The organism is Lentzea sp. (assembly GCF_035525475.1).
Lineage (GTDB): Bacteria > Actinomycetota > Actinomycetes > Mycobacteriales > Pseudonocardiaceae > Lentzea.
The window spans coordinates 1-24,386 of sequence record NZ_DATLEC010000262.1 but is presented as its reverse complement, the minus strand read 5'-3'; the positions used below and the strand labels follow the sequence as shown (position 1 = coordinate 24,386).

Here is a 24,386-nt window from a genome sequence, read left to right as displayed (position 1 = left end):
ACACGCGTCTTGAGTCACTTCCGCGATCCCGGCGACACGGTTACCGTCGTTCGCCGGGATCGCGGAGGTGAAGGTGGATCCGAGCGGGGTGACAAGAGCGGCACGGCTGACCGCACTGGCCGCGTTGTGCCTGGTCACTGTCGTCCTGCTGCTTCCTGCGGCCATCAGCGTGAGCACCGGCGGGACCGTACCGGAGTTCTTCGGCGAGTTCGGCCGGTGGCTGTGGCCCGCGGTCGGCGTGATGGTGCTCGTCGCGGTGGGTCTCGCGTTCTGGGAACGCGTCCGGGGCCACGAGACCAGCAACCGCGCCGCCGCCCTGGAACGTGTCGAGTCGCGGGTGAAGGCGTTGCTCGCCTCCTCGCTGGCCGCGCAGACCCAGATCAAGCTCGGCGTGCTGCGGCAGCCGAAGCTCTCGGTGCGCGTCGACGGCGAGACGCTGTCCTATTCGAACCTGGAAGCCATCTACGACCGGCTCGGCCACACCGTGGTCCTCGTCGGCCCGGTCGGCAGCGGTCGTTCGACGTTGCTGCGCGAGCTGTGCCTGGTGCTGGTCGAGCGTGCGCGCAACGACCCCGAGGCACCTATTCCCGTTGTCGTGGACTTGGCGACGTGGCGTGCGTACGGCACACGCAAGCCGACGGAGTTCACCTCGTGGCTGCTGCGCGAGATGAACCGCCGTTACGGCATCAGCCGCTCTGCGGGCACGATCTGGTTGCGCCGCGAGCGGGTGGCCGTGCTCATCGACGGCCTCGACGAGGTGCCTCGCGTCGACCGGGCGCACTGCGAGTCCGAGCTCGCGCCGTTCGCGTCAGTCGTGTGTTCGACGGATCCCATCGACAACCTGCCGACGGTGTACGTCGAGCCGTTGTCCCGCGGTCAGGTGCTCGAGTACATCGCGTCGGTCAGTCCCCGCCTCGACAGCCTGGAATCGGCGCTGACGCCGGAGATCTGGGAACGGCTGGACTCGCCGCTGGCGTTGAACCTGCTGGCACTGACGCACCTGGACAAGCAGGTCGACACGATCGGCACCGACTTCGTGGGGTCCTTCGTGGTGGAACGGCTTTCCGGCCAACGAGGCGCAGGTCCCACGATCCGTGCGTTGAAGTTCCTGGCCCGGTTGGACAGACCGGACCTCGGTGCGCCCGTGCACATGCCTCACCGCCGTGCGTGGCTTCCTCTGCTGCCGACCCGTCCGTTGTGGTTGCTGTTCGTACGCGCGGTACCTGCCGCATACGCCGGCGGTGTGTGTGCAGTGGCGTTTTTGACCGGCGTGCGCTTTGGGTTGTGGCCTGCTTTGGTGTTCGTCGTCGCGGCTTCGGCGTTGCTCGTGCTGGTCAACAAACTGCCGAACGTCTTCCACCCGCCCGGTCGCGCCCACGGGATCATCACCGCAGCGCTCGCGTTCCTCGCGGGTGTGGTCGGAGGGTTCGTGGTCGGGCTCGCCGGTGTGTGGCTCGGCGAGATCGGGACACCGTGGCCGTACGCCGTGGCGTACGGGTTCGTGGTGGTGGCGTCGTTCTTCTTGGCGTTGGGTTTCGTTCCGGGCGATGCGCCCATTCCGTGGTCCGTGCTGATCGCCGCCGCACCGGCTGCCTCGATGATCTGGACAGGCCCCTACGTGGTGCTGGCGGGCATGGGGATCGGGTTTTCCGCCGGCGTGGCGGGCGGCGTTTTCGCTGCGGCCGTGGGGCGTGTGTGGCGCACGGTGCGACCGGCACAACAGAAACGCATGCGACTCGGACGGCCGTGGTGGATTCAGCCCGCCGTCCCGGTTCTCGGCATGGCCGGTCTGCTGGGCGGGCTCGGCACGATGGGCTCGTGGGGCACCGCCCTCGGTGTGGCGCTGGGGTTGCTGGTGACGCCGACGGCCGCCCGTGACTACGTCTGGCCGTTCGACGCGCTCGCCGAAGTCGCCGCCGAGGGAGTCACGCGTCCTCTGTCCCTGGGCGAGTTGTCGTTCCGCCGCAAGGCTTTGCTGCACCTGGCCCAGGACCGCCTGCTGCTCACCCGTGTGGACGGTGACTACCGTTTCGCCCACGTGGCGCTGCGCGACCACCTGGCGGCGTGCGACCCGACCGCGCTGGTCCGGGCCACGCGCCGTTGAACCTTCCCGACCCGCGGGCCGTACGGCCTGAGAGGAAGGTCGGGTGTTGCCCATGCGCTGGTCGAAGGGCTGGCTCGCGAGCGCCGGGGTGTTCTCGGTCGTCGCGGCCATCGGGGGCGCGGCCTACGCCGTGGCCGGATCCGGTGCCCCGGCGTCCCAGTCGGGAGTGGCGGGCAAGGAGGTCTGCGCTGGTCGGCCTCTGAGCGCGGCCGCCTCGACAGGACCGGCCGGTGTGGCATCGGACCAGTTCCCGGCCGGAACCTCCCTGCGCATCACGAACCTCACGAACGGCCGGGCGATCACCGTGCCGGTCACCGGGCCCGCTGCCGGGTGCGCGGTGCTGAACTCCGCGGCCTTCGACGCGCTTCGATCGGCCGAGCCGGACACCGTCCTGCGGCGAGTCCGGGTGGAGATCGTGGGCAACGCGCCGGCGCCCACGCCCGTCCGGTCGGCCACGTCCCGAGTGCGAGCTTCGGGAGTCGTCGGTCAGGTCGTGTGCGACGGCGCGACGGTCGGGCTGTCCGCGGTGAGCGGCGCGCCCGGAGCCTTCTCGTCGCAGCTGCCCGTCGGGACGTCGGTTCGCGTGACCAACCTCGACAACGGGCGGCAGACGACCGTGCGGGTCGTCGGAGTCGGGCCGGCCTGCGTGGTGCTGAACAGCGCGGCGTTCGCCCTTATCGGAGAGTCCGGGAAGAACGTGATCAAGCGCGTCCAGGTCGAGAAGGTGACCTGACCGCGTCCGGCGCCGGCCACCGCTCGCGCGTCACCAGTCCATCGGCTCGTCGGGCTCTTCCGGCTCCGGCCACTCGTCCGCCGCGCCGCCCGACCCCCACGCCGCGCCGCCCGCGGTCGTGGTCTTCTGCTTGACCTTCGGGGCCGGCGCGGGAGCAGGAGCGGCCGGGGCCGGTCCGCCGCCGGCCACCACCTCGAGGATCTGCTCGCCGTACTTCGTCAGCTTCGCCTGGCCCACACCGCTGACCGCGCCCAGAGCCGACAGGGAACCGGGGCGTGAGGCGGCGATGGACTTCAGGGTGGCGTCGTGGAAGATCACGTAAGCAGGAACGCCCTGTTCACGGGCCTGCTGCGCGCGCCAGTCGCGGAGCGACTCGAAGAGCGGGGCCGCCTCGGAGGGCAGGTCGACCTTCTGCTTGACGGCGGCCGCCGTGGCGGTGCGGGTGGTCGAACGGGCCGGGGTGGGGTCCTTGCGCATCTTCACCTCGCGCTTGCGACCCAGCACCTCGGCGCTCGCCCCGGTGAGGACGAGGGTCGAGTACTCGCCTTCCACCGCGAGCAGGCCCTGGGCCAGGAGCTGGCGGACCACGCCCCGCCACTCGCTCTCGTTCAGGTCCTCGCCCAGGCCGAACGTGCTCAGCTGGTCGTGGTCGAACTGGATGACCTTGGCGGTCTTGCGGCCCAGCAGGATGTCGATGGCCTGGCCGGCGCCGAACTTCTGACCGCGCTCGTTGCGCAGGCGCCAGACCGTGGAGAGGAGCTTCTGGGCGGCGACCGTGCCGTCCCACGACTCGGGTGGCACCAGGCACGTGTCGCAGTTGCCGCACGGCACGCCGCTCTGGCCGAAGTACTCGAGGAGCCTGGTGCGGCGGCACGTGATGGTCTCGCAGAGCGCCAGCATCGCGTCGAGGTGCATCTGCGAGCGGCGGCGGAAGGCCAGGTCGCCTTCCGACGACTCGATCATCTTGCGCTGCTGCACCACGTCCTGCAGGCCGTAGGCGAGCCAGGCGGTGGACGGGAGGCCGTCGCGGCCCGCGCGGCCCGTCTCCTGGTAGTAGCCCTCGACGGACTTCGGGAGGTCGAGGTGGGCCACGAAGCGGACGTCCGGCTTGTCGATGCCCATGCCGAACGCGATCGTGGCGACCATGACCAGGCCCTCCTCGCGCAGGAACCGGGCCTGGTTGCGCTGGCGCACCGACGAGTCCAGGCCCGCGTGGTACGGCAGCGCCGGGATGCCGTTCGCCACCAGGAACTCCGCGGTCTTCTCCACGGAGGCGCGGGAGAGGCAGTAGACGATGCCCGCGTCGCCGCTGTGCTCGACGCGCAGCAGGTCGAGGAGCTGCTTCTTCGGTTCCTTCTTGGGAACGATGCGGTACTGGATGTTCGGGCGGTCGAAGCTGGAGACGAACTGGCGGCCCTCGGAGAGGTCGAGCCGCGTCAGGATCTCCTTGCGCGTCGCGTCCGTCGCCGTGGCGGTCAGCGCGATGCGCGGCACCTTCGGCCAGCGCTCGTGCAGCTGCGTCAGCGAGAGGTAGTCGGGCCGGAAGTCGTGGCCCCACTGGGAGACGCAGTGCGCCTCGTCGATCGCGAAGAGCGCGATCTCGCCCTGGTCCAGCAGCTTCAGCGTCGCTTCGGACGTGAGGCGCTCCGGCGCCAGGTAGAGCAGGTCGAGCTGGCCGTTGACGAACTCGGCCTCGACCATCCGGCGCTCGTCCCACGACAGCGAGGAGTTCAGGAAGCCCGCGCGGACACCGAGGGCGCGCAGCGCGTCCACCTGGTCCTGCATCAGCGCGATGAGCGGTGAGACCACCACTCCGGTGCCCGGCCGGACCAGGGCGGGGACCTGGTAGCACAGGGATTTGCCGCCACCGGTCGGCATGAGCACGAGCGCGTCGCCGCCCGAGATCACGTGCTCGACGATGTCGGCCTGGTCGCCGCGGAACTCGGGGTACCCGAAGACGCGCTGCAGGACCTGCAACGCGTCTCCGAGAACGACACCGTCGGTTGAACCCATGGCGCCGATGCTAGCGAGCAGCACCGACACTCGGGGTGGCTAGCCCAGCTCGCTCCTCGTACCAGCGGAAACACTGGTGGCGGTCAGCGGGGCGGGCGACGCGGAGGGCACCGCGCCCTTCAGCGGGATCCGCACGGAGGTGCTCGCCAGGTCGACGGTCAGCCTGGGCAGCTGGCTCGGCCGCACGACGGCGCTCGAGTCGGTGCCGCCGATCAGCAGGCCCAGCCGGTGCCCCGCCGGGATCACGTGGTCCGTTGTGGACAGTCGGAACGTGATGCCGTACCTGGTTCCCGGCGTGATCGTGCGCGTGACGGAGCGGGACTCGTAGTTCGCGAGATCCGCCCAGCCGCGCGCGATGATCTGCGCGTCGACGGTGCCCGACGTTGCCTCCGTGTTGCGGTAACAGGCGTCATCGCCCGTGCGGCTCTCACCCCAGCACGACTCCGTCGTCAGGGTTCGGATGCCCTCGCCCGTCCGCACCTGTGCCGGGCCGTAGTCGACGAGATACGCCGTCAGGTGTGCGGTCGGCGTCGACGACGACACACCCAGCGTGATCGACGACGTGCCTGCGACGCGCAGGTCCGATGTGAGCGGTGCCGTCGAGTAGACCACCCGGCCGGTGTTCGAGCCGGAGAGCCAGGTGGACGGCGTCGCACTGCCATTGTCGGTGAACGCCGCCGTGCCCGTGCCGGCCGCCGTGCCGAGGCCCGAAGAAGAAGGACGCAACACGGTGCCGACGGTTCCCGCGGGCGGCCACGTCTGGTCGTCCTCCCACTGGTCAGGCGCGCGCTCCGCAGACACCTGCGCCTCGTTCTCGATGCCGTTCTGCACGTTCAGCAGCCAGCGGTCGAACCACCGGTGCAGCGTGGCGACCCATTCACCGCGCCGGAAGTCGAACGGGTCGACGTGCGCGGTCTGCGAGAACCACAGCTTCTTCGGGACCGACGCGGGCAGCGCGTCCCAGAACTGGCCGTACTGCAACGTCTTCACGTTGAGGTCGTTCTGCCCGTGAATGGCGAAGACCGACGCCTTCACGCGTGAGGCGTTGCGCACGAAGTCGCGCGCTTGCCACATCGCCGTGTAGTCGCCATTGGCCGGAGAGCCGTTTGTCATCTGCGTGCGCACGGCACCACACCGTGAGCGCGCGTTGGAGTTCTCGAACTGCGATCCCAGCCCGGTCGGCGAGCTGTAGCTGTTGTACGCGACTCCGTCGGAGCGGAACCAGTCGTACCAGGAGCTGATGCCGGCGATCGGCACGATGGTCCTCAGCCCGTCGATCCCGGTGGAGGCCACGCCGTTCGCGATCGAGCCGTCCCACGACTTGCCGGTCATGCCGACGGCGCCGGTCGACCACGAGGCCGACCTGGTCGCGGTGCCGGTCAGGGTCGTGTAGCCGGTGCGACGGCCGTTCAGCCAGTCGATCACGGCGGTGCCGGACGCGATCTCGGACTGGCCGCCGACGTCGACGCAGCCGCGCGACCGGTTCGTGCCGAGGAAGTCGACCAGCACGACCGCGTAGCCGCGCGGGACGAAGTAATTGTCGTAGAACAACGGGAACTTCACCGGCACACCGGCGGAGTCGTAGGTCTTGACCTCGCTCTCGTTGCCGCGTCCCGTGCTCTGGTAGTAGGGGCTGGCCTCCATGATCACGGGCACGCGCCCGGTCGTGGACGGCCTGATGATGTCGGCGGCGACCCGGTCGCGGGTGCCGTCGCCGTCGAGGTCGAGCCCGGAGTCGACGTAGACGGTCTCGCGGACCGCGTCGGCCATCGAGTGGATCGGCGCTGACACGCCGCCGGACAGGGTGAACGCCGGTGTCGCCGCTGTGGCAGGGAGTGGCAGCAGGGTCAGGGCTCCTGCTAACGCCACTACAACACGAACACGCTTCATGGAGTTTCACGCTAAGGAGTGACGAAGTCGCCCGTCAGAGCCGAAAGGCTTGATCCTCCGCAGTTGCGCCGGCTACGCCTCGTGGCGAATATTCGACGATCGTGAGCTTCACCTTCGAACCCGCGCGTACCCGAGTCGTCTTCGGCCGCGGCACCGCCACCTCCGTGCGCGCGGAAGCCGAGCGACTCGGCGCCACGCGGGTCCTGCTGATCGCCCGGCACGGCGGCGACGAGGTGGCCGACGAACTCGGCCCGTTGCTCACGGCCCGATTCACCGGCGCGGCCATGCACACGCCCGTCGAGGTCACAGAGCGCGCGCTCGCGCTGTTGCACGAACACGGCGCGGACTGCGTCGTATCGGTCGGTGGCGGGTCGAGCACCGGGCTGGCGAAGGCGCTGTCGGTGCGCGCGGGTGTACCGCAGATCATCATCCCGACCACCTACGCGGGTTCCGAGGTCACGCCGGTCCTCGGGGAGACGGCATCGGGGCTGAAGAAGACGCGGCGCGACCCGGCGATCCAGCCGGACACGGTGATCTACGACGTCGACCTGACGCTGGACCTGCCGCTCGACGTCACGGTCACAAGCGCGCTCAACGCTCTCGCGCACGCCGTCGCGGCGAGGGGCAACGCAAATCCGTTGATCGACGCCATCGCGACCAAGGCGATGGAGGGTGTTTTGCACGCTTTGAGCGGAGACCCGTCCACTGTGGAAGCGCGCACCGAACTGCTGTCGTCGGCCTGGCTCGCAGGGACGTGCCTCGCGTCAGTCCCCATGGGACTGCACCACAAGCTTGCGCACGTTTTGGGCGGTACGTTCGGATTGCCGCATGCCGCCACACACACGGCCCTGCTCTCGCACACGGCACCAGAAGATCTGACCAAGCGCATCCACAATACGGCCACGCGCTTCGGTGCGGCGACTTCGTTGCGCGAACTGGGGATGGCCGAGTCCGATTTGTCCCGTGCTGCGGAGATCGCCGAGCACCCCGACGCGCTGCGGGTGTTGACCAATGCGTGGCGAGACGCATCCCCGGTCTGATGGGTTGTCATTCTTCAGGCTGATGTTCACGCCTCTGAACCGAGACGAACATCCGATGTGGAACCTGAAGACTTCCTGAAGCATCGCGGACATGCCCAGCCCGTTGGACCTGTCCCTGATAGACGGACCGATCCCCCAGGTCGCCACGGTCGCGGCCGTGCTCGCACTGACCTACCTGGCGATCCGGAAGGACAGGACCTGGCGGGTCCGCGTACTACCCGTCGCCGTGCTGTCGTGCGCACTCTTCGTGACCGGTCTGACGCTCGTCATCAACCATCTGTGGAAACCGTGGCCCGAACCGCTGCCGGTGATCCTGATGGTGTGGCTGGGCGCGGTCCTGCTCGCTGTGGTGCTCGCGGTCGCGCGGCTGCGTTCCGGACGGTGGTACGGGCGGGCGTTCGGCGTGCTCCTGATCCTGGGCGTGCTGACGAGCGCGGCGGTCGCGGCGAACGCGCACTTCGGGCAGTACCCGAACACGCGCGCGGTGCTGGACATCTTCAGGAACGACCGGGTCGACCTGAACGAGGCCGCTCCCCCGGCGGCCGGCGTGGTCGAGGTGCCGGTGGGCAGGACGCTCTCCGAGATCTGGAAGCGGCCGGAGGGACTCCCGGACAAGGGCACCGTCTCCGAGGCGGAGATCCCCGGCGCGTTCAAGGCGCGGCCGGCGTGGGTGTACCTGCCGCCCGCCTACCACACGGCTCCGCGGCCACGGCTGCCCGTCATCGTGCTGATGGCGGGCCAGCCCGGCAGTCCGCGCGACTGGTTCGACGGTGGCCGGATCCTCGACAACCTGGACGCGTACGCGCGGGCGCACGACGGTCTCGCGCCGATCGTCGTCGTGGCCGACCAGCTCGGCACCACGACGGCGAACCCGCTGTGCCTCGACTCGAAGCTGGGCCAGTCCGAGACGTACCTGGCCCGTGACGTGCCCGCGTGGATCAAGCAGCGGCTCACCGTCGACGAGCGCCGTGAAGCCTGGACCGTCGCGGGCTTCTCGCAAGGTGCCACGTGCTCAGTACAGCTGGCCGTGCGCGCGCCGGATGTGTACGGCAACTTCATCGCCCTTGCACCGCAAGGGGAACCCACGCTCAGCACGCGACAGGAAACGGTCAAGACGGTGTTCGGCGGCGACGAGGCCGCGTTCACCCGGGTCAACCCCAGGGACGTCCTCGCGCGCCAGCGGTTCCCGAAGACGGCGGGCGTGATCGTCGCGGGCCGGGACGACTCGATGTACCGCAAGGCGGACGCCGAGGTGTTCGAGGCCTGCCGCAACGCCGGAATGGACGTGCTGTGGAAAGAACTGCCGAACGGTCACGACTGGACCATGGCGCGGGAGGGCCTCTTCGGGTCGCTGCCGTGGCTCGCGGCGCGGACAGGACTGGTCAGATGATCGCCAGGCTGTTCCGCGGTGCGCCGCTGACGTGCGTCTTCCTGATCGTCTTCTGGACGGTCGGGGCGTTGACCGGCGCGGTGGGCGACCAGAACGACGAACTGCTCGCGTGGACCGGGTTCGGCACCGGCAGTCCCCTGTGGACGGTGCTCAGCTCGGCGCTGTGGTCGATGGACCTGCTGGGGTACGTGGCGACCACGGTCCTGCTGCTCGTCTTCGGCCCGCTGGCCGAGCGCTCGTTCGGTGCGCTGAAGACCTCGGCGGTCTTTCTCACCTCGCACGTCGTCGGCTTGTTCCTGGGACTCGGCCTGGTGCAGCTCGGGCGGGACGTGCACTGGTCGTGGCTCGAGTCGCTGGTGGGCGAGATCGCCGCGGGACCGTCGACCGGCGGGGTCGGCCTGGCGCTGGCGCTGACGTTCCGGATGCCTCCGCCGTGGAGGCGCCGCGTCCGGCTGATGATGATCTTGTCGGTGCTGGTCCTTACCCTGTACTCGGGTTGGCTCGAAGATCTGCTCCGACTGTCCGGTGGCGTGGCCGGGTTGCTGATCGGGGCGTTGTTCCTGAAGGGCGGGCCGGAGCGCAAGCCGAGGTCGTTCCAGGAGACGCGCGTGCTGGTGGCGCTGCTGCTGGCCGCGTCGGCGCTCGGGCCGGTCGTGGCGATGATGTCGCCGTACCCGAACGGCCCGCTGGCGTGGTTCGCGGACCTGGTGGCGGTCGCCCAGCCGTCGCAGGAGTACGTCGACGAGGTGTGCGGCGCGGACGTGGTGGACGTCTGCCGGACGATGCTGATCCAGCTGTCGTACGGCCGGTTCCCCGCGCTCGTGATGTCGCTGCTGCCGGCGTTGCTGCTGCTCGTGCTGGCGGAAGGGCTGCGGCGCGGGCGTCAGTTCGCGTGGTGGTCGGCGCTGGTGTGCAACGTGGCGTGCACCGCGTTCATCGGGTGGTACGTCGTGGAGGCCGCGCGGATTCCGGACGTGGGTGCGTGGGAGACGGCGTTCTCCTTCGGCATCCCGATGCTGGTACCGCTGGCGATCACGGTCGTGCTGCTGGTGACGCGCGGGCACTTCACCGTGCGTCTGCCCCGGCGTGCCGTCAGGAGGTTCTGGCGGTTCACGGCGGGCAGTGTCGCGTTGCTGTCGGCGTTGTACGTGTTCGGCGGGTACCTGGTCCGCGACCAGTTCTCGCCGGAGCCGGGGTTCGCCGCGCTGCTCGCGGACCTGCCCACGCGGTTCCTGCCGCCGGGCTACCTCGGCCTGGTGCCGCTGCAGTTCTCCGCGGAGGGGTTCGCCGGCGCGCTGCTGTTCGAGTACACGGGCGTGGTGTTCTGGCTGATCGTGCTGGCGGGTCTGCTGATGGCGTCGTGGCGGTCGTGGCCGTCGGCGTGCGAGAAGGAGGCGGAGCACGCCCGTGAGCTGATGCGGCGGCACGGCGGTTCGTCGCTGTCGTACATGACGACGTGGCGTGGCAACCAGTACTGGTTCACGCCCGACGGCGAGACGGCGATCGCGTACCGGGTCGTGGCGACGATCGCGCTGACGGTCGGCGACCCGATCGGCCCGGCGCGTGCCGATGCCGTGCGCGGGTTCGCCGAGTTCTGCGCGCACAACGGGTGGACGCCGTGCCTGTACAGCGTGGATGACGAGACGAGGGAGGTGGTCGAGGGCTTGGGGTGGTCCGCGGTGCAGGTCGCCGAGGACACCGTGATCGAGCTGCACGAGCTGAGCTTCACCGGCAAGAAGTGGCAGGACGTGCGCACGGCGCTGAACAAGGCCGCCAAGGCCGGCATCACCGCCGAGTGGTGCACGTACGCCGACGCGCCGTTCGCGGTCACCGACCAGATCCGGTCGATCTCGGCGGAGTGGGTGGCGGACAAGGGCCTGCCCGAGATGGGCTTCACGCTGGGCGGGCTGGAGGAGCTGAGCGGCGACGGTGTCCGCTGCCTGCTGGCCGTGGACGGCGATCGCACCGTGCACGGCATCACGAGCTGGCTGCCGGTGTACGCCGACGGCGAGGTCGTCGGGTGGACGCTCGACTTCATGCGCCGCCGCGCCCACGGGTTCCGCGGTTCCATGGAGTTCCTGATCGCCTCGGCGGCTCAGCAGCTCCAGGCAGAGGGCGCGAAGTTCCTGAGCCTGTCGGGAGCGCCGCTCGCCCGGCTGGACCGCGGTGAACGTCCGCGGGCGCTGCAGCGCGTCCTGGACCTGACCGGGCAGGTGCTGGAGCCCGTGTACGGGTTCCGGTCGCTGTTCGCGTTCAAGGCGAAGTTCCAGCCGAAGTACCGGCCGATGTTCATGGCGTACCCGGACTCGGCGGCTCTGCCGCGCATCGCGAACGCCGTCAGCCGCGCGTACCTCCCGCACCTCAACGCACGCCAGGGGCTCCGGCTCGCGACGAAGATGATCATCCGGACCCGCGGGCGCGCCGCCACGCCGAGCCGAATCATGTAGTCCGAAAGGGTGGAGAGCTGTTCCTCTCCCGCACACCCCGGCGGTACTGGGCGAAGATGCGCCGATGACCGTGCGGGGTGACCTGCCTGCCCAGACCACGACGATCATCGGTCGTCGTGCGGTGCTCGCCGACACCTGGGCGCTCCTCGGCCGGGCCCGGCTGATCACCCTCGCAGGGCCTGCCGGCGCCGGCAAGACGCGCGTCGCCGTGGAGATCGGGCGTGCCGCGGCGCGGGCGGGGACGTTCCAGCACGGCGTCTGGGAGGTGCGGCTCGCGGACCTCGGCGACCCGGCGCTGCTCGCCCGCACGGTCGCGGCCGAGCTGCGGATCGTCGACAACTCCCGGGGCGGCGGGTCCGGGCGGCTCGTGGAGTCGTTGTACGACAAGCATCTGCTGCTCGTCCTCGACCGCTGCGACCACCTCCTGGACGAGGTGCGGCACCTGGTGCACCGCCTGTTGCAGGGATGCAAGGGGCTCACGGTCCTCACGACCTCCAGGGAACCGCTCGGCGTCTACGGCGAGCACCTGGTGCCGGTGCCGTCGCTGGGCGACGAGGCCGTGGAGCTGTTCCTGGACAGGGCGGACGCGGCGTCGACCGACGGGCCGGAGGTCAGGGCGCTGTGCCGGGCGGTGGACGGGTTGCCGCTCGCGATCGAGCTCGTGGCCGCGCGGATGACCGAGATACCGGCGGCCGACGTGCTCGGGGAGCTGGGGACGGCGACGCTGGACCAGGTGCTCGAGTGGTCGGCGCGGCACTGCACGGACGACGAACGGCGGGCGTGGGCGGCGTTGTCGGTGTTCCCGGCGGACTTCGACCTGGCCGCGGCGGAGGCGGTCGCGGGTGAGGGCGTGCTGGAGACGGTGTCCTCGCTGGTGCGGAAGTCCATCGTGGTGGCGTCGACGAGCCAGGTCACCCAGAACACCCGCTACCGGGTGCCGGGCGCGGTGGCGGAGTTCGGCGTTCGGCTGCTCGCCGGTGCTGACGAGCCGTTGCGGCGGCATGCGTTGCACTACAGCGCGTTCGTCGACGAGGCGACGCGGTCGTGGTTCTCCCCGGACGAGGCCCTGTGGATGGGCAGGCTGCGGGAGGAGTGGCCGAACGTCCGCGCCGCCATCGGGCACGCGCTCAAGACACCCGACCTGGCCGAGACCGGCACGATCATGGCGATGAACGTGCAGCGCACCCGGTTCACGGCGTCCGCGGGCAGGCTAGGCCAGGCGCGGGACCTGCTCGCCACGGCTCGTGAGGTGATCACCGAGGCACCGTTGCGGACGTCCTTGCTGGCGCACTGCGCGTACATGGCGCAGGCGCTGGGCGACATGGCGACGGCGATCCCGTTGATGGAGGAGGCCCGCGCGCTGCCCCGACAGGCCACGACCGACGTGAACCTGCTGATCGTCGAGGCCACGCACCTCTTCTTCGTCGAGGGCTCGCCGGACTGCGGGCCGTTGTACGCGCAGGTCGTCGAACTCTGCAGGCAGTACTCGTCCCCCGGCGACCTGTACTTCGCCGAGCTGATGCACGCGATGGCGTCGTGCTTCCTGCTGGACGCCGAAGCCGCCGACAAGGCCACGACAGGGCTGCAGAGAACCGCGGAGAACAACGGTGTCGACTGGTCGCGGGCCTGGGGGCTCTGGCACCGGGGCCTGTACGAACTGCTGCACGGCGACCCCGCCCAGGCGCACGCGCTGGCGGTCGAGGCGCTGCGGACGCAGCTGGCGATCGGTGACACGTGGGGTCCGGCGTACAGCCTCTGGCTGCTCGCCTGCACGTGCGCCGAACTGGGGGCCTTCGACCGCGCGGCACGGGTGTTCGGCGCGTTGCGATCGCAGGAACGGGTTTCGCGAATCTCGTTCGGCACCATGCGCCCGTTCCACACGCTGCTGGAGCGGGCGGACCGGATCGTCCGCCGCGCGCTCGCCGACGACTACCCGGTCATCACGACGCTGGGCCTCGACCTGCGGCCGGAGCAGGCGATGGAGTTCGCCCTCGAACCGGTGCCGGACTCGGAGCGTCGTCCGCTCAAGCCCCTGCTGCCGGACGGGCTGACCAGGCAGGAGTTCACGATCGCCGGGTTGGTCGCGGAAAGCTTCACGGCGAAGCAGATCGGCGCTCGGCTGTTCATCTCCCCGAGGACCGCGGACCGGCACGTCGTCGACATCGGCGCGAAACCAGGGCTGCCGACCAGGGTCGCGCTCGCGGCGTGGCACCGGTCCCGGTCCGCGTCGGGGGAGCGTTAGCGGGCCTCGAAAGCGAGCTTCAGGCCCAGTGCGACGAACACCGACGCGGTCAGCCGGTCGAGCAGGACCCGTTGGCGCAGCAGGAAAGCACGAGCCCGGCCCGCCACCACGACCAGGAACGGCAGCCACACCAGGCCGAGTCCGAGGTGGATCGCCACGAGCACCGCACCCCACGCCGGCTGCGCGGCGGGCATGAACTGCGGCAGCAACGACAGGTAGAAGACGCCGACCTTCGGGTTGAGCAGGTTCGTCAGCAGCCCCACGCGCAACGACGCCCGCGCGCCCGGCACCGGACGCGAGTCCTCCAGGGACGCGGCCTTGCGGGAGTTCCACAAAGCCTTGGCGCCCAGGTAGATCAGGTAGGCCGCGCCGAGCCAGCGGACGACGTCGTAGGCCACCTCGGATGCCGTCAGCAACGCCGTGAGGCCCGCGAGGCTCGCCACCGCCCACACCAGGCACCCCAGCGAGATGCCGAGGACGACACCCAGCGCCGCGCGTTTGCCGCTCAGCAACGCCGTGCGCAGCACCATCACCGTGTCGAGGCCTGGCGTGAGGACGGTGAGCAGCGCGACGAGCGAGAAGCTCAGAAGTGCGGCGGTCGACATGCGCTCATCAGATCACACGTCAGCGCGCGTCAGCAGCGGTTTTCAAGCGGAACGCGATCAGCGCCGACGCGGACGGGCGGTCCAGCGGAATCCGTTGCCGCAGCGGGAAAGCGCGAGCCCGGCCGGCCGCCGTGATCAGGACGGGGAACCACAGCAGGCCGATGCCGAGATGGATCGCCCTGCTCGGCACCAGGCTAGCGGGACCAGGCCCTGACGCCGATCCGCCCGGTGCTGCCGAGGTCGAGGAGGATTCCCCGTTCCGGCGAGACCGGCATCAGCGGCTGCCACGTGCCACCCGCCGCGGCCGCGATGTCGACGTGGCTGCCGACCTGCGGCGGGTCGACCGACGTGTGCGTGTTGCGCCACAGGAACGCCGTGTTCGCGCGCTCCCCCGGCTGCACTACGACGGGATGCGGCGCGTCGTCGAAGCCCTCGACCGACGCGATGCCGCCCGATCCCTGGACGATCTCCACGTCGAGCTGCCGCCTCTGCTCGTCGAGGAGCTTGATCTGCGGATACCCGTTGAGCCGCACGGGTTCCGTGCCGCAGTTGAGCACCTCGACGGCCATCACGCGCAGGCCCGACGCCGCCTCGGTGGCGCCCGTCGTGAAGCGCAGTCCCGTGTCGCAGGCGGGGTCGCCCGACGGCGGCGTGATCAACGAGATCGACCGCGCGACCGTCGGTTCCGGGAGCGACGGCGCCTCCGGACGCGTCCCGCACGCCACCAGGCTCACGAACGCAGCCGTCAACACGAGAATCCTGCCCCCGGTTCTCATGTCCGCGATCATGCCACAGGCGCAGATTAGTTGACACTGACTAGTCAGGGGCGGATAGTTGATTTAAACCAATGGAGGTCCGATGCGGCGCAAAGTGTCGAACCCGCTGGCACTGGCGGTGCTGGCACATCTCGTGATGCAGCCCCTGCACCCCTACGAGCTGGGCAAACAGCTCAAGGACACCGGCAAGGACCGCAACATCAAGTTCAACCGCGGCTCGCTGTACATGGTCGTCGAGCAGCTGCGGAAGGCCGGGTTCGTCGCCGAGCAGGAGACCGTCAAGGACACCCAGCGGCCCGAGCGCACGATCTACGCGCTGACCGAGGCCGGGCGGGCCGAGCTGTACGACTGGATGCGCGAGCTCGTCCGCGACCCGGTGCACGAGTACCCGCAGTTCGGCGTGGCGTTGTCGCTCATCTCGGTGCTGGACCCGGTGGAGGCCGTGGAGCTGCTCCGCACCCGCGCCGCGGCGTTGAAGAAGGACCTCGAGGAGACGCGCGGGATGGTCGCCAAGGCGACCGGCGACGGCGTCCAGTGGATCTTCCTCGTCGAGGAGGAGTACCGGATGTCGTTGCTGGAGGCCGAACTGCGGCTCGTCGAGAAGCTCACGGCGGAACTGGCGAAGACCGAGTACCAGCACCTGTGGCGTCGAGTGTTCGGAGGGGAACGATGAAGGCGTTGGTCATCGGGGGCGGCATCGCGGGGCCCGTCACGGCGCTCGCCCTGCGCAGGGCGGGCATCGAGTCGGTCGTGTTCGAGGCGTACGACGCCACGGCGGACGGTGTCGGCGGGATCCTCACCCTGGCGCCGAACGGGCTGGCGGCGCTGGAGGTCGTCGGTCTGGACACCGGCTTCGGCGAGCCCGTCCGGCGCATGGTGATGGCGGACGGCAAGGGCCACGCACTGGGCGCCGTCGAGGGTGACCCGAGCCGGGTGGTGTGGCGCACCGACCTCTACCGCCGTCTCAGGGATCTCGCGACGGCGCACCAGATCAAGGTCGAGCACGGCAAGCGGCTCGTGGACGTGCGGACGCGGGAGGACGGTGTCACGGCGCTGTTCTCCGACGGCAGCACCGAGTCGGGCGACGTGCTGGTGGGCGCCGACGGCATCCGCTCGACGGTCCGCGCGATCATCGACCCCGTCGCTCCCGGCCCCGAGTACGTCGGCCTGCTGGGGTTCGGCTCGTTCGCCTCGGGCAGCGGCGTGCGGTGCGATCCGGAGACGATGTACTTCGTCTTCGGCAGCTCGTTCCTCGGCTACTGGGCGCAGCCGGACGGCACCATCGCGTGGTTCACCAACCTGGCGGTCCCGGAGCCGATGACGGCGGCCGAGATGGACGCCGTTCCGCACGCCACCTGGCTGGCGCGGCTGCACGAGGCCTATGGGGACGACGTGCCGGCGAAGCAGCTGCTGGCGCACAGCGAGTCCGTGATCGGCGCCGGGCCGCTGGAGATCATGCCGAGCGTGCCGCGCTGGCACCGCGACCGCATGGTGCTGGTCGGCGACTCGGCCCACGCGCCGAGCGCCAGCTCCGGTCAGGGCGCCTCGCTCGCGGCGGAGTCGGCCGTGCAGCTGGCACGGTGCCTGCGCGATATCCGTGACATCCCCACGGCGTTCGCCACCTATGAACGCCTGCGCCGCCCTCGCGTGGAAGGGATCGCGGCGCGCGCGGCGCGCACCAACAACAACAAGCGCGGCATCGGTCCCGTGACGCGGCTGCTCATGCCCCTCGTGATGAAGACGGTCGGGCGCCGTGCGTTCACGAGGGACCAGAACTACCGCATCGACTGGGACGCTCAGGTCAGCCGGTAGCCGTGCGCCGGGCGGTTCGCCATGCCGTACCGCGGTTGCACCTCGGCCTTCCCGATCGTCACCAGGTGCTCCAGGTACCGGCGCGCGCTCACGCGGGACAGGCCGGCCCTGTCACCGACCTCCTGGGCCGAGAGGTCGTTCTCGCAGTCCCGCAACGCGTCGATCACCAGCCGCATCGTCACGGCGGACAGGCCCTTGGGCATGGCCGCCGTGCGCGGCCGGTGGTGCATCAGCTGGTCGACCTCGTCCTGGTCCAGCACCTGCCCGAACCGCTGCACCTCGATGCGCTGGGCCAGGTACCCCCGCATGCGGTCGAGGAACGCCGTGCGCGTGAACGGCTTCACGAGGTAGTTGTCCACACCGCGGGACATGGCCTGCCGCACCGTCTCCCGTTCGCGCGCCGCCGTGACGGCGATGACGTCGACCGGTGTCCCGCCGCGGGCGCGCAACCGCGACAGCACCTCGAGCCCCGACATGTCGGGCAGGTGGATGTCCAGCAGCACCAGGTCGGGGCGCAGGGCGTCGACCGCCCGCAACGCCTCCCCGCCGCGGTGCGCCTCGCCCACCACCTCGAACTCGGGCATCGCCTCCAGGAAGCCGCGATGGATCGCGGCCACGGCGAAGTCGTCATCAACAACGAGCGTTCGCACGCTCATCGGTTCCCCGTTTCCGGCAGCCACACGTCGAACGACGCGCCGCCGAGTTCCGAGTCGTTGATCGCCACCCGGCCACTGCGCCGGGTCACCACCCTCGACACCAATGCGAGTCCAATTCCCCTGCCGTGCGCGCCCTGGGCGTCCTTCGAGCTCACGCCCAGGTCGAAGATGCGGCCGCGTTCCGACTCCGCCACTCCGGGACCGTCGTCGTCCACGACCACTCGCACCCCGCTGCTCGACGAGCGGACCAGCACGCGCACCGTGCCGCCCGTCTCCACCGCGTCCACCGCGTTGTCCACCAGGTTCCCCAGCACCGTCAGCGCGTCGTCGCCCGCTCGGGTGTCCACCGCGCTCTCCGGGTCGAGCCTGAGCTGCACGCCGCGTTCGTGCGCGGTCGACGACTTGGCGAGCAGCAACGCCGCGAGCGCCGGGTCGGCGTTCGCGCCGTCGATGATGTCGGCCGTGACCGAGCCCGCGCCACCGACCCGTTCGATGTACGCGACGGCGTCGGCACCGCGGTCGAGATCCAGCAGACCGCCGATGACGTGCAGGTGGTTGGAGAACTCGTGGGCTTGCGCGCGCAGCACCTCCGTGACCGTGCGCTGGCCGTCGAGCTCCCGCAACGCGTCGTGCAGCTCTGTCCTGTCGCGCAACGTGAGCACGACACCCACGGCACGGTCGTGCGTCTTCGCCGTGGTGCGGTTCGCGACCAGAACCCGTTCTCCCGCGAGGACAAGGCGATCGGCGACGTCGTCGTCGCCGCGCGCCAGGTCCAGCAGGCCGTCGTCGAGGACCTCGGCCGCAGGCCGTCCGCTCGGGTCCTCCTCCAGGCCGAGCAGCCGCTTCGCCTCGTCGTTGACCAGGGCGAGCCGCTCCTGGTCGTCCACGGCGACGACGCCTTCGCGGATGCCGTGCAGCATGGCGTGCCTGGTCTCCAGCAGCTGCGCGATCTCGGCCGGTTCGAGCCGGAACGTGCGGCGCCGGAAGTGCCGGGTGATCAGCGCCGCGCCGAGCACGCCGATCAGCGCCGCCCCCGCCAGCCAGCCGATCAGCTCCGGCAGGTCCTCGGCGAAGTCGTCGGACAGCTCGCTCTCCAGGATGCCGACCGACGCGATGCCCATGATCTGCCCGTCGCGCGACCGCACCGGCACCTTCGCCCGGAGCGACGTGCCGAGCGTGCCGGTCTCCGTCCCGACGAAGATCTCGCCGGAGAGGGCGACGCTGGGGTCGGTCGAGACGCGCTCGCCGATGCGGTTCGGGTCGGGGTGCGCGTAGCGGACGCCATTACGGTCGGTGACGACCACGTACGTCACGTTGGACGCCTTCCGGATCACCTCGGCCAGCGGTTGGATCGTCACGGTCGGGTCATTCGACCCGAAGGCGTCAATTACAGTAGGTAACTGCGCCACGCTCTCCGCAACCGACAGCATCCTGTCCTTGTAGGACTCCCGGATGCGGTCGCTCTGGAGTTTGGCCGCGAGCAGCCCGGCGGCACAAGTCGTCATCAACACGATGACCACCTGCAATGCCAGTAGCAAGGCCCCAAACGACACCGACCGCCGAAACATGAGTGAGATTCTGTCGCATCGGCTGTGAATCATGTCACGAACTAAACGACCAATACGCAACTTACGACCGAACACTTACGTGTGGCGCAGTGGTTACCTAGCGTCCCCGCGCAACGTTCGCAACGAAACTAGGAGCTTCTTCGATGGGTACGGGCTGGAGACGAGCGGTGGCGGTCGCCGCTGCTGGACTGGTGCTCGCGGGGTGTGGCCAGTCGGCCAAGAGTGCCGACGGTGGCTCCATCGCCAAGCTGGAGATCATGGCGCCCGCGGACCCCGGTGGCGGCTGGGACCAGACCGCGCGAGCCATGCAGGCGGCGGTGAGCGGCGCCAAGCTCGCCAACTCCGTCCAGGTCAGCAACGTCGGTGGCGCCGGCGGCACGGTCGGGTTGCAGAAGCTCACCTCGGAGCGCTCCGAGTCGTTCCTGATGATCACCGGCCTGGTGATGGTCGGCGCGGTGGAGACCAACGCGTCCAAGGCACGGCTCGAGGAGACCACGCCGATCGCCCGGCTGACCGCCGAGGACGAGGTGGTCGTGGTTCCGGCGGACTCGCCGCACAAGACCATCGAGGACCTGCTCAACGCGGTCAACGAGAAGGGCAAGGGGGTGTCGATCACCGGCGGTTCCGCCGGCGGCACCGACCACATCCTCGCCGGTCTGCTCCTCAAGGCGAAGAACATCGACACGGCCAAGCTCAACTACGTGCCGTACTCCGGCGGCGGTGAGTCGCTGGCGGCTCTGCTGGGCAAGAAGGTCGACGCGGGCATCTCCGGCGTCGGCGAGTACAAGGAGCAGATCAAGGCCGGCAAGCTGCGCGCGCTCGGCACCTCGGGCCCCAACCCGAACCCCGACGTGAACGCGCCGACGTTCAAGGGCCTCGGCGTCGAGCTGATCAACTGGCGTGGTGTCGTGGCGCCGGCCTCGATCTCGGCGGAGGCCAAGCTGCGGCTGACCAAGCTGGTCACCGACATGCACGCGAGCGAGCAGTGGCAGGAAGAGCTCAAGAAGAAGGGCTGGACGGACACGTTCCTCACCGGCACCGAGTTCTCGACCTTCATGTTCAAGGAGATCGGCCGCGTCAAGCCCGCACTGCAGGACATCGGGCTCGTCAAGTGATTGCTGAAAAGGTCGAGGAGTACGCGTTCGGCGGTCTGGTCGCGGCGGTCGGGGTCTTCACCCTGGTCGACGCGACCACGATCGCCGCGCGCGACGACAACGCCGTAGGACCACGTGCTTTTCCTTACGCCGTGGGAGTTCTGCTCGTGCTGACGGGCATCGCCGCGATCATCGCCACGGCCAGGGGCAAGCTCGGACAGGCCGAGGACGCCGAGGACGTGGACGAGTCGGTCCGCACCGACTGGACGACCGTCGGCAAGCTCGTGGTGATCCTCGTGGCGCACCTGGTGCTGATCGACGTCGTCGGCTGGCCCGTCGCGGCGGCGCTGCTGTTCTTCGGCGCCGCCTGGACCCTGGGCGCGACCTGGTGGCGGGCGCTGCCGATCGCGATCGTGCTCGCGCTCGTCGTGCAGGTGGTTTTCGCGTCCGGACTGGGTCTGTCGCTACCCGCCGGGATCTTCGAAGGGGTGCCGTTCCTCGATGGATAGCATCACCGCTCTCCTGGAGGGTTTCGCGACCGCCGCGCAGCCCGAGTACCTGCTGTACGCGTTGCTGGGCGTCACGCTCGGCACCGCGGTCGGCGTGCTGCCGGGCATCGGCCCGGCGATGACGGTGGCGTTGCTGCTGCCGTTGACGTACACGCTGGAGCCGACGGCCGCGCTGATCATCTTCGCGGGCATCTACTACGGCGGGATGTACGGCGGATCGACGACCTCGATCCTGCTCAACACCCCGGGCGAGTCGTCGTCCATCGTGACCGCCCTGGAGGGCAACAAGATGGCCAGGGCCGGGCGCGGTGCTGCCGCGCTCGCGACCGCGGCCATCGGGTCGTTCGTGGCGGGCACGATCGCGACGATCCTGCTGACGTTGCTGGCACCGACCATCGCGGACCTCGCGGTGCAGCTCGGTCCCGCCGACTACGTGGCGCTGATGGTGGTGGCGTTCACGACCGTGGCGGCGCTGCTCGGGTCCTCTCCCGTGCGCGGGCTGGCGTCGCTGGGCCTCGGCCTGTTCATCGGCCTGATCGGCACCGACACGTTGTCGGGGCAGCAGCGCTTCACCCTCGGGGTGTCGACGCTGGCCGACGGCATCGACGTGGTCGTGGTGGCGGTCGGCGTGTTCGCGGTCGGCGAGGCGCTGTACGTGGCGTCGCGGCTGCGGCACGGGCCGGTCGAGGTCATCCCCGTGGGCGGCAAGTGGATGACGCGGGACTTCTGGGCGCGTTCCTGGAAGCCGTGGCTGCGCGGCACGTTCATCGGCTTCCCGATCGGCACCGTGCCGGCCGGTGGCGCGGACGTGTCGACGTTCTTGTCGTACGCGGCGGAGAAGAAGCTCTCGAAGCGGCCGGAGGAGTTCGGCAAGGGCGCGATCGAGGGCGTGGCGGGACCCGAGGCGGCCAACAACGCGGCCGCGGCGGGCGTTCTGGTGCCGTTGCTGACGCTGGGCCTGCCGACGACGGCGACGGCCGCGGTGATCGTGGCGGCGTTCCAGAGCTACGGCATCCAGCCGGGACCGTTGCTGTTCACCAACAACTCGGCGATGGTGTGGGCGCTGATCGCGTCGCTGTACATCGGCAACGTGATGCTGCTCGTGCTGAACCTTCCCCTGGTGAAGATCTGGGTGAAGGTGCTGCAGATCCCGCGGCCGTACCTCTACGCGGGCATCCTGCTGTTCGCGGCGCTGGGCACCTACGCGGTGAACTTCGTCGTGGACGACCTGATCGTGCTGCTGGCGATCGGTGTGGTCGGCTTCTTCATGCGGCGGCACGGATATCCGGTCGCGCCACTGGTCGTCGGCCTGATCCTCGGGCCGATGGCGGAGGAGCAGGTCCGGCGCACGCTGCAGATCAGCGAGGGCTCGTTGAGCGCGCTGGTCACCAGCCCGTTCGCGGCGGTGGCGTACACCGTCCTCGTCGTGATCCTGGCGACGGCGGTCGTGCTGCGGTTGCGCCGCAAGAAGGCCGAGAGGGCCGGACAGCTGGTGTGATGGTCGAGGCGAAGGGGCGTTCTGCTGTCAGCAGAACGCCCCTTTTGCTTTGCCGCGCTGCTGTCACGATGGTCGGCATGGCGGAGATCCTGGACTTCAAGCGCGCTCCCGAACCGTTGTGGCGGGAGGCCCTGGGCCGCAAGCTGCGCGAGACGAGGGAGGAGCTGGGCGAGCGCCTCGTCGACGTGGCCGACCGCGCGGGAATCTCGGTGCAGTACCTGTCCGAGATCGAGCGCGGCCGCAAGGAGCCGTCGAGCGAGATGATCGCCGCGGTGGCCGGCGCGTTGGGCGTCGACCTGGCCGACCTGCTGGTCGGGATCGCCGGTTTAGTGCGCCGCCACGGCGCGTACGTCCGTTCAGCGGGCCACTTCCAGACGTCGCGCCCCACCGGCCGTCCCTCCGGCCCGGTGCTCATGGCCGCCTAACGACGTCGTTCGAGCACGCGGTCCACGAGCCCGTACTCGACGGCGCCGGGAGCGTCGAACACGCGGTCCCGGTCGGTGTCGTGGCGCAGCTGGTCCACGGCCCGGCCGGTGTGCTTCGACAGGATGTCCTCGAGCTGCGTGCGCACCCGGACCACCTCGTCCGCCGCGAGGATCAGGTCCGGGATCGTCCCGCGTCCCTGCGCCGCGGGCTGGTGCAGCACGACCCTGGCGTGGGGCAGCACGGCCCGGCGTCCCTCGGCGCCCGCGGCCAGCAGCACCGCCCCGGCCGCCACGGCCTGTCCGACGCAGGTGGTGGCCACCGGCGCCTCGATGTAGCGCATGGTGTCGTAGAGCGCGAGCATCGCCGCGGGGTCGCCGCCCTCGCAGTTGATGTAGAGGTTGATCTCCAGCTCCGGGTTGTCCGCCTCCAGGTGCAGCAGCTGGGCGATCAACGCGTTGGCGACCCCGGAGTCGATCCCGGTGCCGAGGTAGACGATCCGTTCGGAGAGGAGGTGCGAGTAGACGTCCATGACCCGCTCACCCCGCGCGTCCCGCGTGATGACGTTGGGAATGGTGTAGGTGCTCATGCGACAGCTCCCGAGTGCAGTCCCAGCTTGTGCATGCGGACGGGCACGACCTGTCCGAGGTCGCTGACCACGTGGTCGATGAACCCGTACTCCTTCGCCTGTTCGGTGGTGAACCACCGGTCGTGCAGCGAGTCGGTGAAGACGCGGTCGAACGGCTGCCCGGTGTCCTCCGCGATCAGCCCGAGCACGGTGTCCCTGGTGTAGCGCAGGTCGTCCGCCTGCACCTCGACCTCGACGGCCGACCCGCCGATGCCCGCACTCCCCTGGTGCATCAGGATCCGCGCGTGCGGCAACGCGAACCGCTTACCCCTGCTCCCGGACGACAGCAGGAACTGCCCGGCGCTGCACGCCAGTCCCAGCGCGAGCGTCGCCACGTCACACGGCACGAGCCGCATCACGTCGCGGATGGCCAGCATCGCGGGCACCGAACCACCCGGCGAGTGGATCCACAACGCGATGTCCTGCCGCGGGTCCTCACTCGCCAGCGACAGCATCTGGGTAGCGAGCACCGTGCCGTTGTCGTCGTCGAGCGCGCCGTCGAGAATCAGCACGCGCTGACTGAAGAACCGTTCCCGCAGCCCTGGGCTGAAGAGCTTCTCGTTGTTCGTCATGGCACCGACGATGCCGGTGCGCCCGTGCGGTTCGCTGCTTTCTCTGCTGTGGGCAGATCAGCTCACAGCAGGCGCGCACGACCGTCCGAAGTCTGGCGAGGCGTGCGCAGGAAGCCGCGGCGGACGCCGAACTCACCGTCGCGGTCAGGCTCGGGACGCCGCCACAGCCACGCGCGGTCAGCGGCGTCCCCGCCGAGGGAGCGGTCCTCTAAGAACCGAGAACACCCTGCAACGTCGTCAACTCGTCGATGCTGCCGGTGAAGGACTCACCCACCGACAGCACACCGGCGGAGTTCCAGCCGACCACGCCGGCAACAGAACTCCTCACCACGTCAGCGCTGTCCTGGTAGCCCACGGTCAGCGACAACGTGCGCGCACTCGCGTTG

At 69.8% G+C, this 24,386-nt stretch carries 21 protein-coding genes; 12 read left to right on the top strand and 9 right to left on the bottom strand.

Annotation, left to right across the window (positions count from 1 at the left end):
- Nucleotides 1-88 precede the first annotated feature (88 nt).
- Together VM306_RS40070 and VM306_RS40065 are read left to right on the top strand one after the other, a co-directional pair.
- Complete coding sequence (locus VM306_RS40070) at nucleotides 89-2,104, top strand: NACHT domain-containing protein (protein ID WP_325524704.1); 2,016 nt, start codon at nucleotides 89-91, stop codon at nucleotides 2,102-2,104.
- A gap of 52 nt (nucleotides 2,105-2,156) precedes the next feature.
- Nucleotides 2,157-2,837, top strand: coding sequence for a hypothetical protein (locus tag VM306_RS40065; protein ID WP_325524702.1), 681 nt, complete (start codon nucleotides 2,157-2,159; stop codon nucleotides 2,835-2,837).
- 30 nt (nucleotides 2,838-2,867) lie between these two features.
- Here the strand turns inward: VM306_RS40065 and recQ are convergent, their stop codons facing one another.
- Nucleotides 2,868-4,850: a DNA helicase RecQ gene (gene recQ / locus VM306_RS40060; protein ID WP_325524699.1), complete on the bottom strand. Its 1,983-nt coding sequence runs from the start codon at nucleotides 4,848-4,850 to the stop codon at nucleotides 2,868-2,870.
- A 39-nt stretch (nucleotides 4,851-4,889) separates the two neighbouring features.
- Nucleotides 4,890-6,740 carry a Xaa-Pro dipeptidyl-peptidase gene (locus VM306_RS40055; RefSeq protein WP_325524697.1) on the bottom strand — a complete coding sequence of 617 codons (1,851 nt, stop codon included), beginning with the start codon at nucleotides 6,738-6,740 and terminating at the stop codon, nucleotides 4,890-4,892.
- A 101-nt stretch (nucleotides 6,741-6,841) separates the two neighbouring features.
- Between VM306_RS40055 and VM306_RS40050 the strand changes: the two genes are divergently transcribed.
- From VM306_RS40050 to VM306_RS40035, 4 genes are all read left to right on the top strand, one after another.
- Nucleotides 6,842-7,780 carry a maleylacetate reductase gene (locus VM306_RS40050; RefSeq protein ID WP_325524695.1) on the top strand — a complete coding sequence of 313 codons (939 nt, stop codon included), beginning with the start codon at nucleotides 6,842-6,844 and terminating at the stop codon, nucleotides 7,778-7,780.
- Nucleotides 7,781-7,871: 91 nt separating this feature from the next.
- The gene (locus VM306_RS40045) at nucleotides 7,872-9,170 is read left to right on the top strand and encodes an alpha/beta hydrolase (RefSeq protein ID WP_325524691.1); all 1,299 of its coding nucleotides are present in this window, start codon (nucleotides 7,872-7,874) and stop codon (nucleotides 9,168-9,170) included.
- Nucleotides 9,167-11,617: a DUF2156 domain-containing protein gene (locus tag VM306_RS40040; protein ID WP_325524688.1), complete on the top strand. Its 2,451-nt coding sequence runs from the start codon at nucleotides 9,167-9,169 to the stop codon at nucleotides 11,615-11,617. Before VM306_RS40045 ends, VM306_RS40040 begins: the two co-directional genes overlap by 4 nt.
- Before the next feature lie 64 nt (nucleotides 11,618-11,681).
- Complete coding sequence (locus tag VM306_RS40035; protein ID WP_325524685.1) at nucleotides 11,682-13,859, top strand: ATP-binding protein; 2,178 nt, start codon at nucleotides 11,682-11,684, stop codon at nucleotides 13,857-13,859.
- Here the strand turns inward: VM306_RS40035 and VM306_RS40030 are convergent.
- From VM306_RS40030 to VM306_RS40020, 3 genes are read right to left on the bottom strand one after another with little or no spacing between them, the layout of a single operon-like run.
- The gene (locus tag VM306_RS40030; RefSeq protein ID WP_325524681.1) at nucleotides 13,856-14,464 is read right to left on the bottom strand and encodes a LysE family translocator; all 609 of its coding nucleotides are present in this window, start codon (nucleotides 14,462-14,464) and stop codon (nucleotides 13,856-13,858) included. The two genes, VM306_RS40035 and VM306_RS40030, sit on opposite strands and share 4 nt — an antisense overlap.
- Nucleotides 14,465-14,483: 19 nt before the next feature.
- Nucleotides 14,484-14,654 carry a hypothetical protein gene (locus VM306_RS40025; RefSeq protein WP_325524678.1) on the bottom strand — a complete coding sequence of 57 codons (171 nt, stop codon included), beginning with the start codon at nucleotides 14,652-14,654 and terminating at the stop codon, nucleotides 14,484-14,486.
- A gap of 4 nt (nucleotides 14,655-14,658) precedes the next feature.
- On the bottom strand, nucleotides 14,659-15,213 hold the full coding sequence (locus tag VM306_RS40020; RefSeq protein ID WP_325524675.1) for a DUF4232 domain-containing protein: 555 nt from the start codon (nucleotides 15,211-15,213) through the stop codon (nucleotides 14,659-14,661).
- Nucleotides 15,214-15,322: 109 nt separating this feature from the next.
- Between VM306_RS40020 and VM306_RS40015 the strand changes: the two genes are divergently transcribed.
- Together VM306_RS40015 and VM306_RS40010 are read left to right on the top strand one after the other, a co-directional pair.
- A complete protein-coding gene (locus VM306_RS40015) occupies nucleotides 15,323-15,913 on the top strand; it encodes a PadR family transcriptional regulator (protein WP_325524673.1) in 591 nt (196 codons plus the stop codon).
- A complete protein-coding gene (locus tag VM306_RS40010) occupies nucleotides 15,910-17,052 on the top strand; it encodes an NAD(P)/FAD-dependent oxidoreductase (RefSeq protein WP_325524670.1) in 1,143 nt (380 codons plus the stop codon). The genes VM306_RS40015 and VM306_RS40010 overlap by 4 nt, the downstream gene beginning before the upstream one ends.
- On the opposite strand, the gene VM306_RS40005 is transcribed toward VM306_RS40010, so the two are convergent.
- Together VM306_RS40005 and VM306_RS40000 are read right to left on the bottom strand one after the other, a co-directional pair.
- Nucleotides 17,037-17,708: a response regulator gene (locus VM306_RS40005; protein WP_325524667.1), complete on the bottom strand. Its 672-nt coding sequence runs from the start codon at nucleotides 17,706-17,708 to the stop codon at nucleotides 17,037-17,039. The two genes, VM306_RS40010 and VM306_RS40005, sit on opposite strands and share 16 nt — an antisense overlap.
- A complete protein-coding gene (locus VM306_RS40000; RefSeq protein WP_325524665.1) occupies nucleotides 17,705-19,276 on the bottom strand; it encodes a sensor histidine kinase in 1,572 nt (523 codons plus the stop codon). Before VM306_RS40000 ends, VM306_RS40005 begins: the two co-directional genes overlap by 4 nt.
- 143 nt (nucleotides 19,277-19,419) lie before the next feature.
- Between VM306_RS40000 and VM306_RS39995 the strand changes: the two genes are divergently transcribed.
- From VM306_RS39995 to VM306_RS39980, 4 genes are all read left to right on the top strand, one after another.
- Nucleotides 19,420-20,391 (top strand): Bug family tripartite tricarboxylate transporter substrate binding protein, encoded by a 972-nt coding sequence (locus tag VM306_RS39995; protein ID WP_325524661.1) that lies wholly within the window; start codon nucleotides 19,420-19,422, stop codon nucleotides 20,389-20,391.
- Entirely contained in the window at nucleotides 20,388-20,879 is a 492-nt protein-coding gene (locus VM306_RS39990; protein WP_325524658.1) for a tripartite tricarboxylate transporter TctB family protein, read from the top strand. Before VM306_RS39995 ends, VM306_RS39990 begins: the two co-directional genes overlap by 4 nt.
- Nucleotides 20,872-22,377, top strand: a complete 1,506-nt coding sequence (locus VM306_RS39985; protein ID WP_325524654.1) for a tripartite tricarboxylate transporter permease — start codon at nucleotides 20,872-20,874, stop codon at nucleotides 22,375-22,377. Before VM306_RS39990 ends, VM306_RS39985 begins: the two co-directional genes overlap by 8 nt.
- A 77-nt stretch (nucleotides 22,378-22,454) precedes the next feature.
- Entirely contained in the window at nucleotides 22,455-22,802 is a 348-nt protein-coding gene (locus VM306_RS39980) for a helix-turn-helix transcriptional regulator (protein WP_325524650.1), read from the top strand.
- Here VM306_RS39980 and VM306_RS39975 read toward each other — a convergent pair.
- Together VM306_RS39975 and VM306_RS39970 are read right to left on the bottom strand one after the other, a co-directional pair.
- Entirely contained in the window at nucleotides 22,799-23,389 is a 591-nt protein-coding gene (locus VM306_RS39975; protein WP_325524647.1) for a ClpP family protease, read from the bottom strand. The genes VM306_RS39980 and VM306_RS39975 overlap by 4 nt on opposite strands.
- The gene (locus VM306_RS39970; protein WP_325524645.1) at nucleotides 23,386-24,000 is read right to left on the bottom strand and encodes an ATP-dependent Clp protease proteolytic subunit; all 615 of its coding nucleotides are present in this window, start codon (nucleotides 23,998-24,000) and stop codon (nucleotides 23,386-23,388) included. Before VM306_RS39970 ends, VM306_RS39975 begins: the two co-directional genes overlap by 4 nt.
- Between the last annotated feature and the right edge of the window lie 386 nt (nucleotides 24,001-24,386).

Excerpts from the sequence above, each read along its gene's own strand:
- VM306_RS39995 (WP_325524661.1), top strand. The coding sequence starts at position 19,420 with ATGGGTACGGGCTGGAGACGAGCGGTGGCGGTCGCCGCTGCTGGACTG.
- VM306_RS39985 (WP_325524654.1), top strand. The coding sequence starts at position 20,872 with ATGGATAGCATCACCGCTCTCCTGGAGGGTTTCGCGACCGCCGCGCAG.
- recQ (WP_325524699.1), bottom strand. The coding sequence starts at position 4,850 with ATGGGTTCAACCGACGGTGTCGTTCTCGGAGACGCGTTGCAGGTCCTG.
- VM306_RS40000 (WP_325524665.1), bottom strand. The coding sequence starts at position 19,276 with ATGTTTCGGCGGTCGGTGTCGTTTGGGGCCTTGCTACTGGCATTGCAG.
- VM306_RS40015 (WP_325524673.1), top strand. The coding sequence starts at position 15,323 with ATGCGGCGCAAAGTGTCGAACCCGCTGGCACTGGCGGTGCTGGCACAT.
- VM306_RS39980 (WP_325524650.1), top strand. The coding sequence starts at position 22,455 with ATGGCGGAGATCCTGGACTTCAAGCGCGCTCCCGAACCGTTGTGGCGG.
- VM306_RS40055 (WP_325524697.1), bottom strand. The coding sequence starts at position 6,740 with ATGAAGCGTGTTCGTGTTGTAGTGGCGTTAGCAGGAGCCCTGACCCTG.
- VM306_RS40010 (WP_325524670.1), top strand. The coding sequence starts at position 15,910 with ATGAAGGCGTTGGTCATCGGGGGCGGCATCGCGGGGCCCGTCACGGCG.
- VM306_RS39975 (WP_325524647.1), bottom strand. The coding sequence starts at position 23,389 with ATGAGCACCTACACCATTCCCAACGTCATCACGCGGGACGCGCGGGGT.
- VM306_RS40045 (WP_325524691.1), top strand. The coding sequence starts at position 7,872 with ATGCCCAGCCCGTTGGACCTGTCCCTGATAGACGGACCGATCCCCCAG.
- VM306_RS40005 (WP_325524667.1), bottom strand. The coding sequence starts at position 17,708 with ATGAGCGTGCGAACGCTCGTTGTTGATGACGACTTCGCCGTGGCCGCG.
- VM306_RS39970 (WP_325524645.1), bottom strand. The coding sequence starts at position 24,000 with ATGACGAACAACGAGAAGCTCTTCAGCCCAGGGCTGCGGGAACGGTTC.
- VM306_RS40035 (WP_325524685.1), top strand. The coding sequence starts at position 11,682 with ATGACCGTGCGGGGTGACCTGCCTGCCCAGACCACGACGATCATCGGT.
- VM306_RS40040 (WP_325524688.1), top strand. The coding sequence starts at position 9,167 with ATGATCGCCAGGCTGTTCCGCGGTGCGCCGCTGACGTGCGTCTTCCTG.
- VM306_RS40065 (WP_325524702.1), top strand. The coding sequence starts at position 2,157 with ATGCGCTGGTCGAAGGGCTGGCTCGCGAGCGCCGGGGTGTTCTCGGTC.
- VM306_RS40030 (WP_325524681.1), bottom strand. The coding sequence starts at position 14,464 with ATGTCGACCGCCGCACTTCTGAGCTTCTCGCTCGTCGCGCTGCTCACC.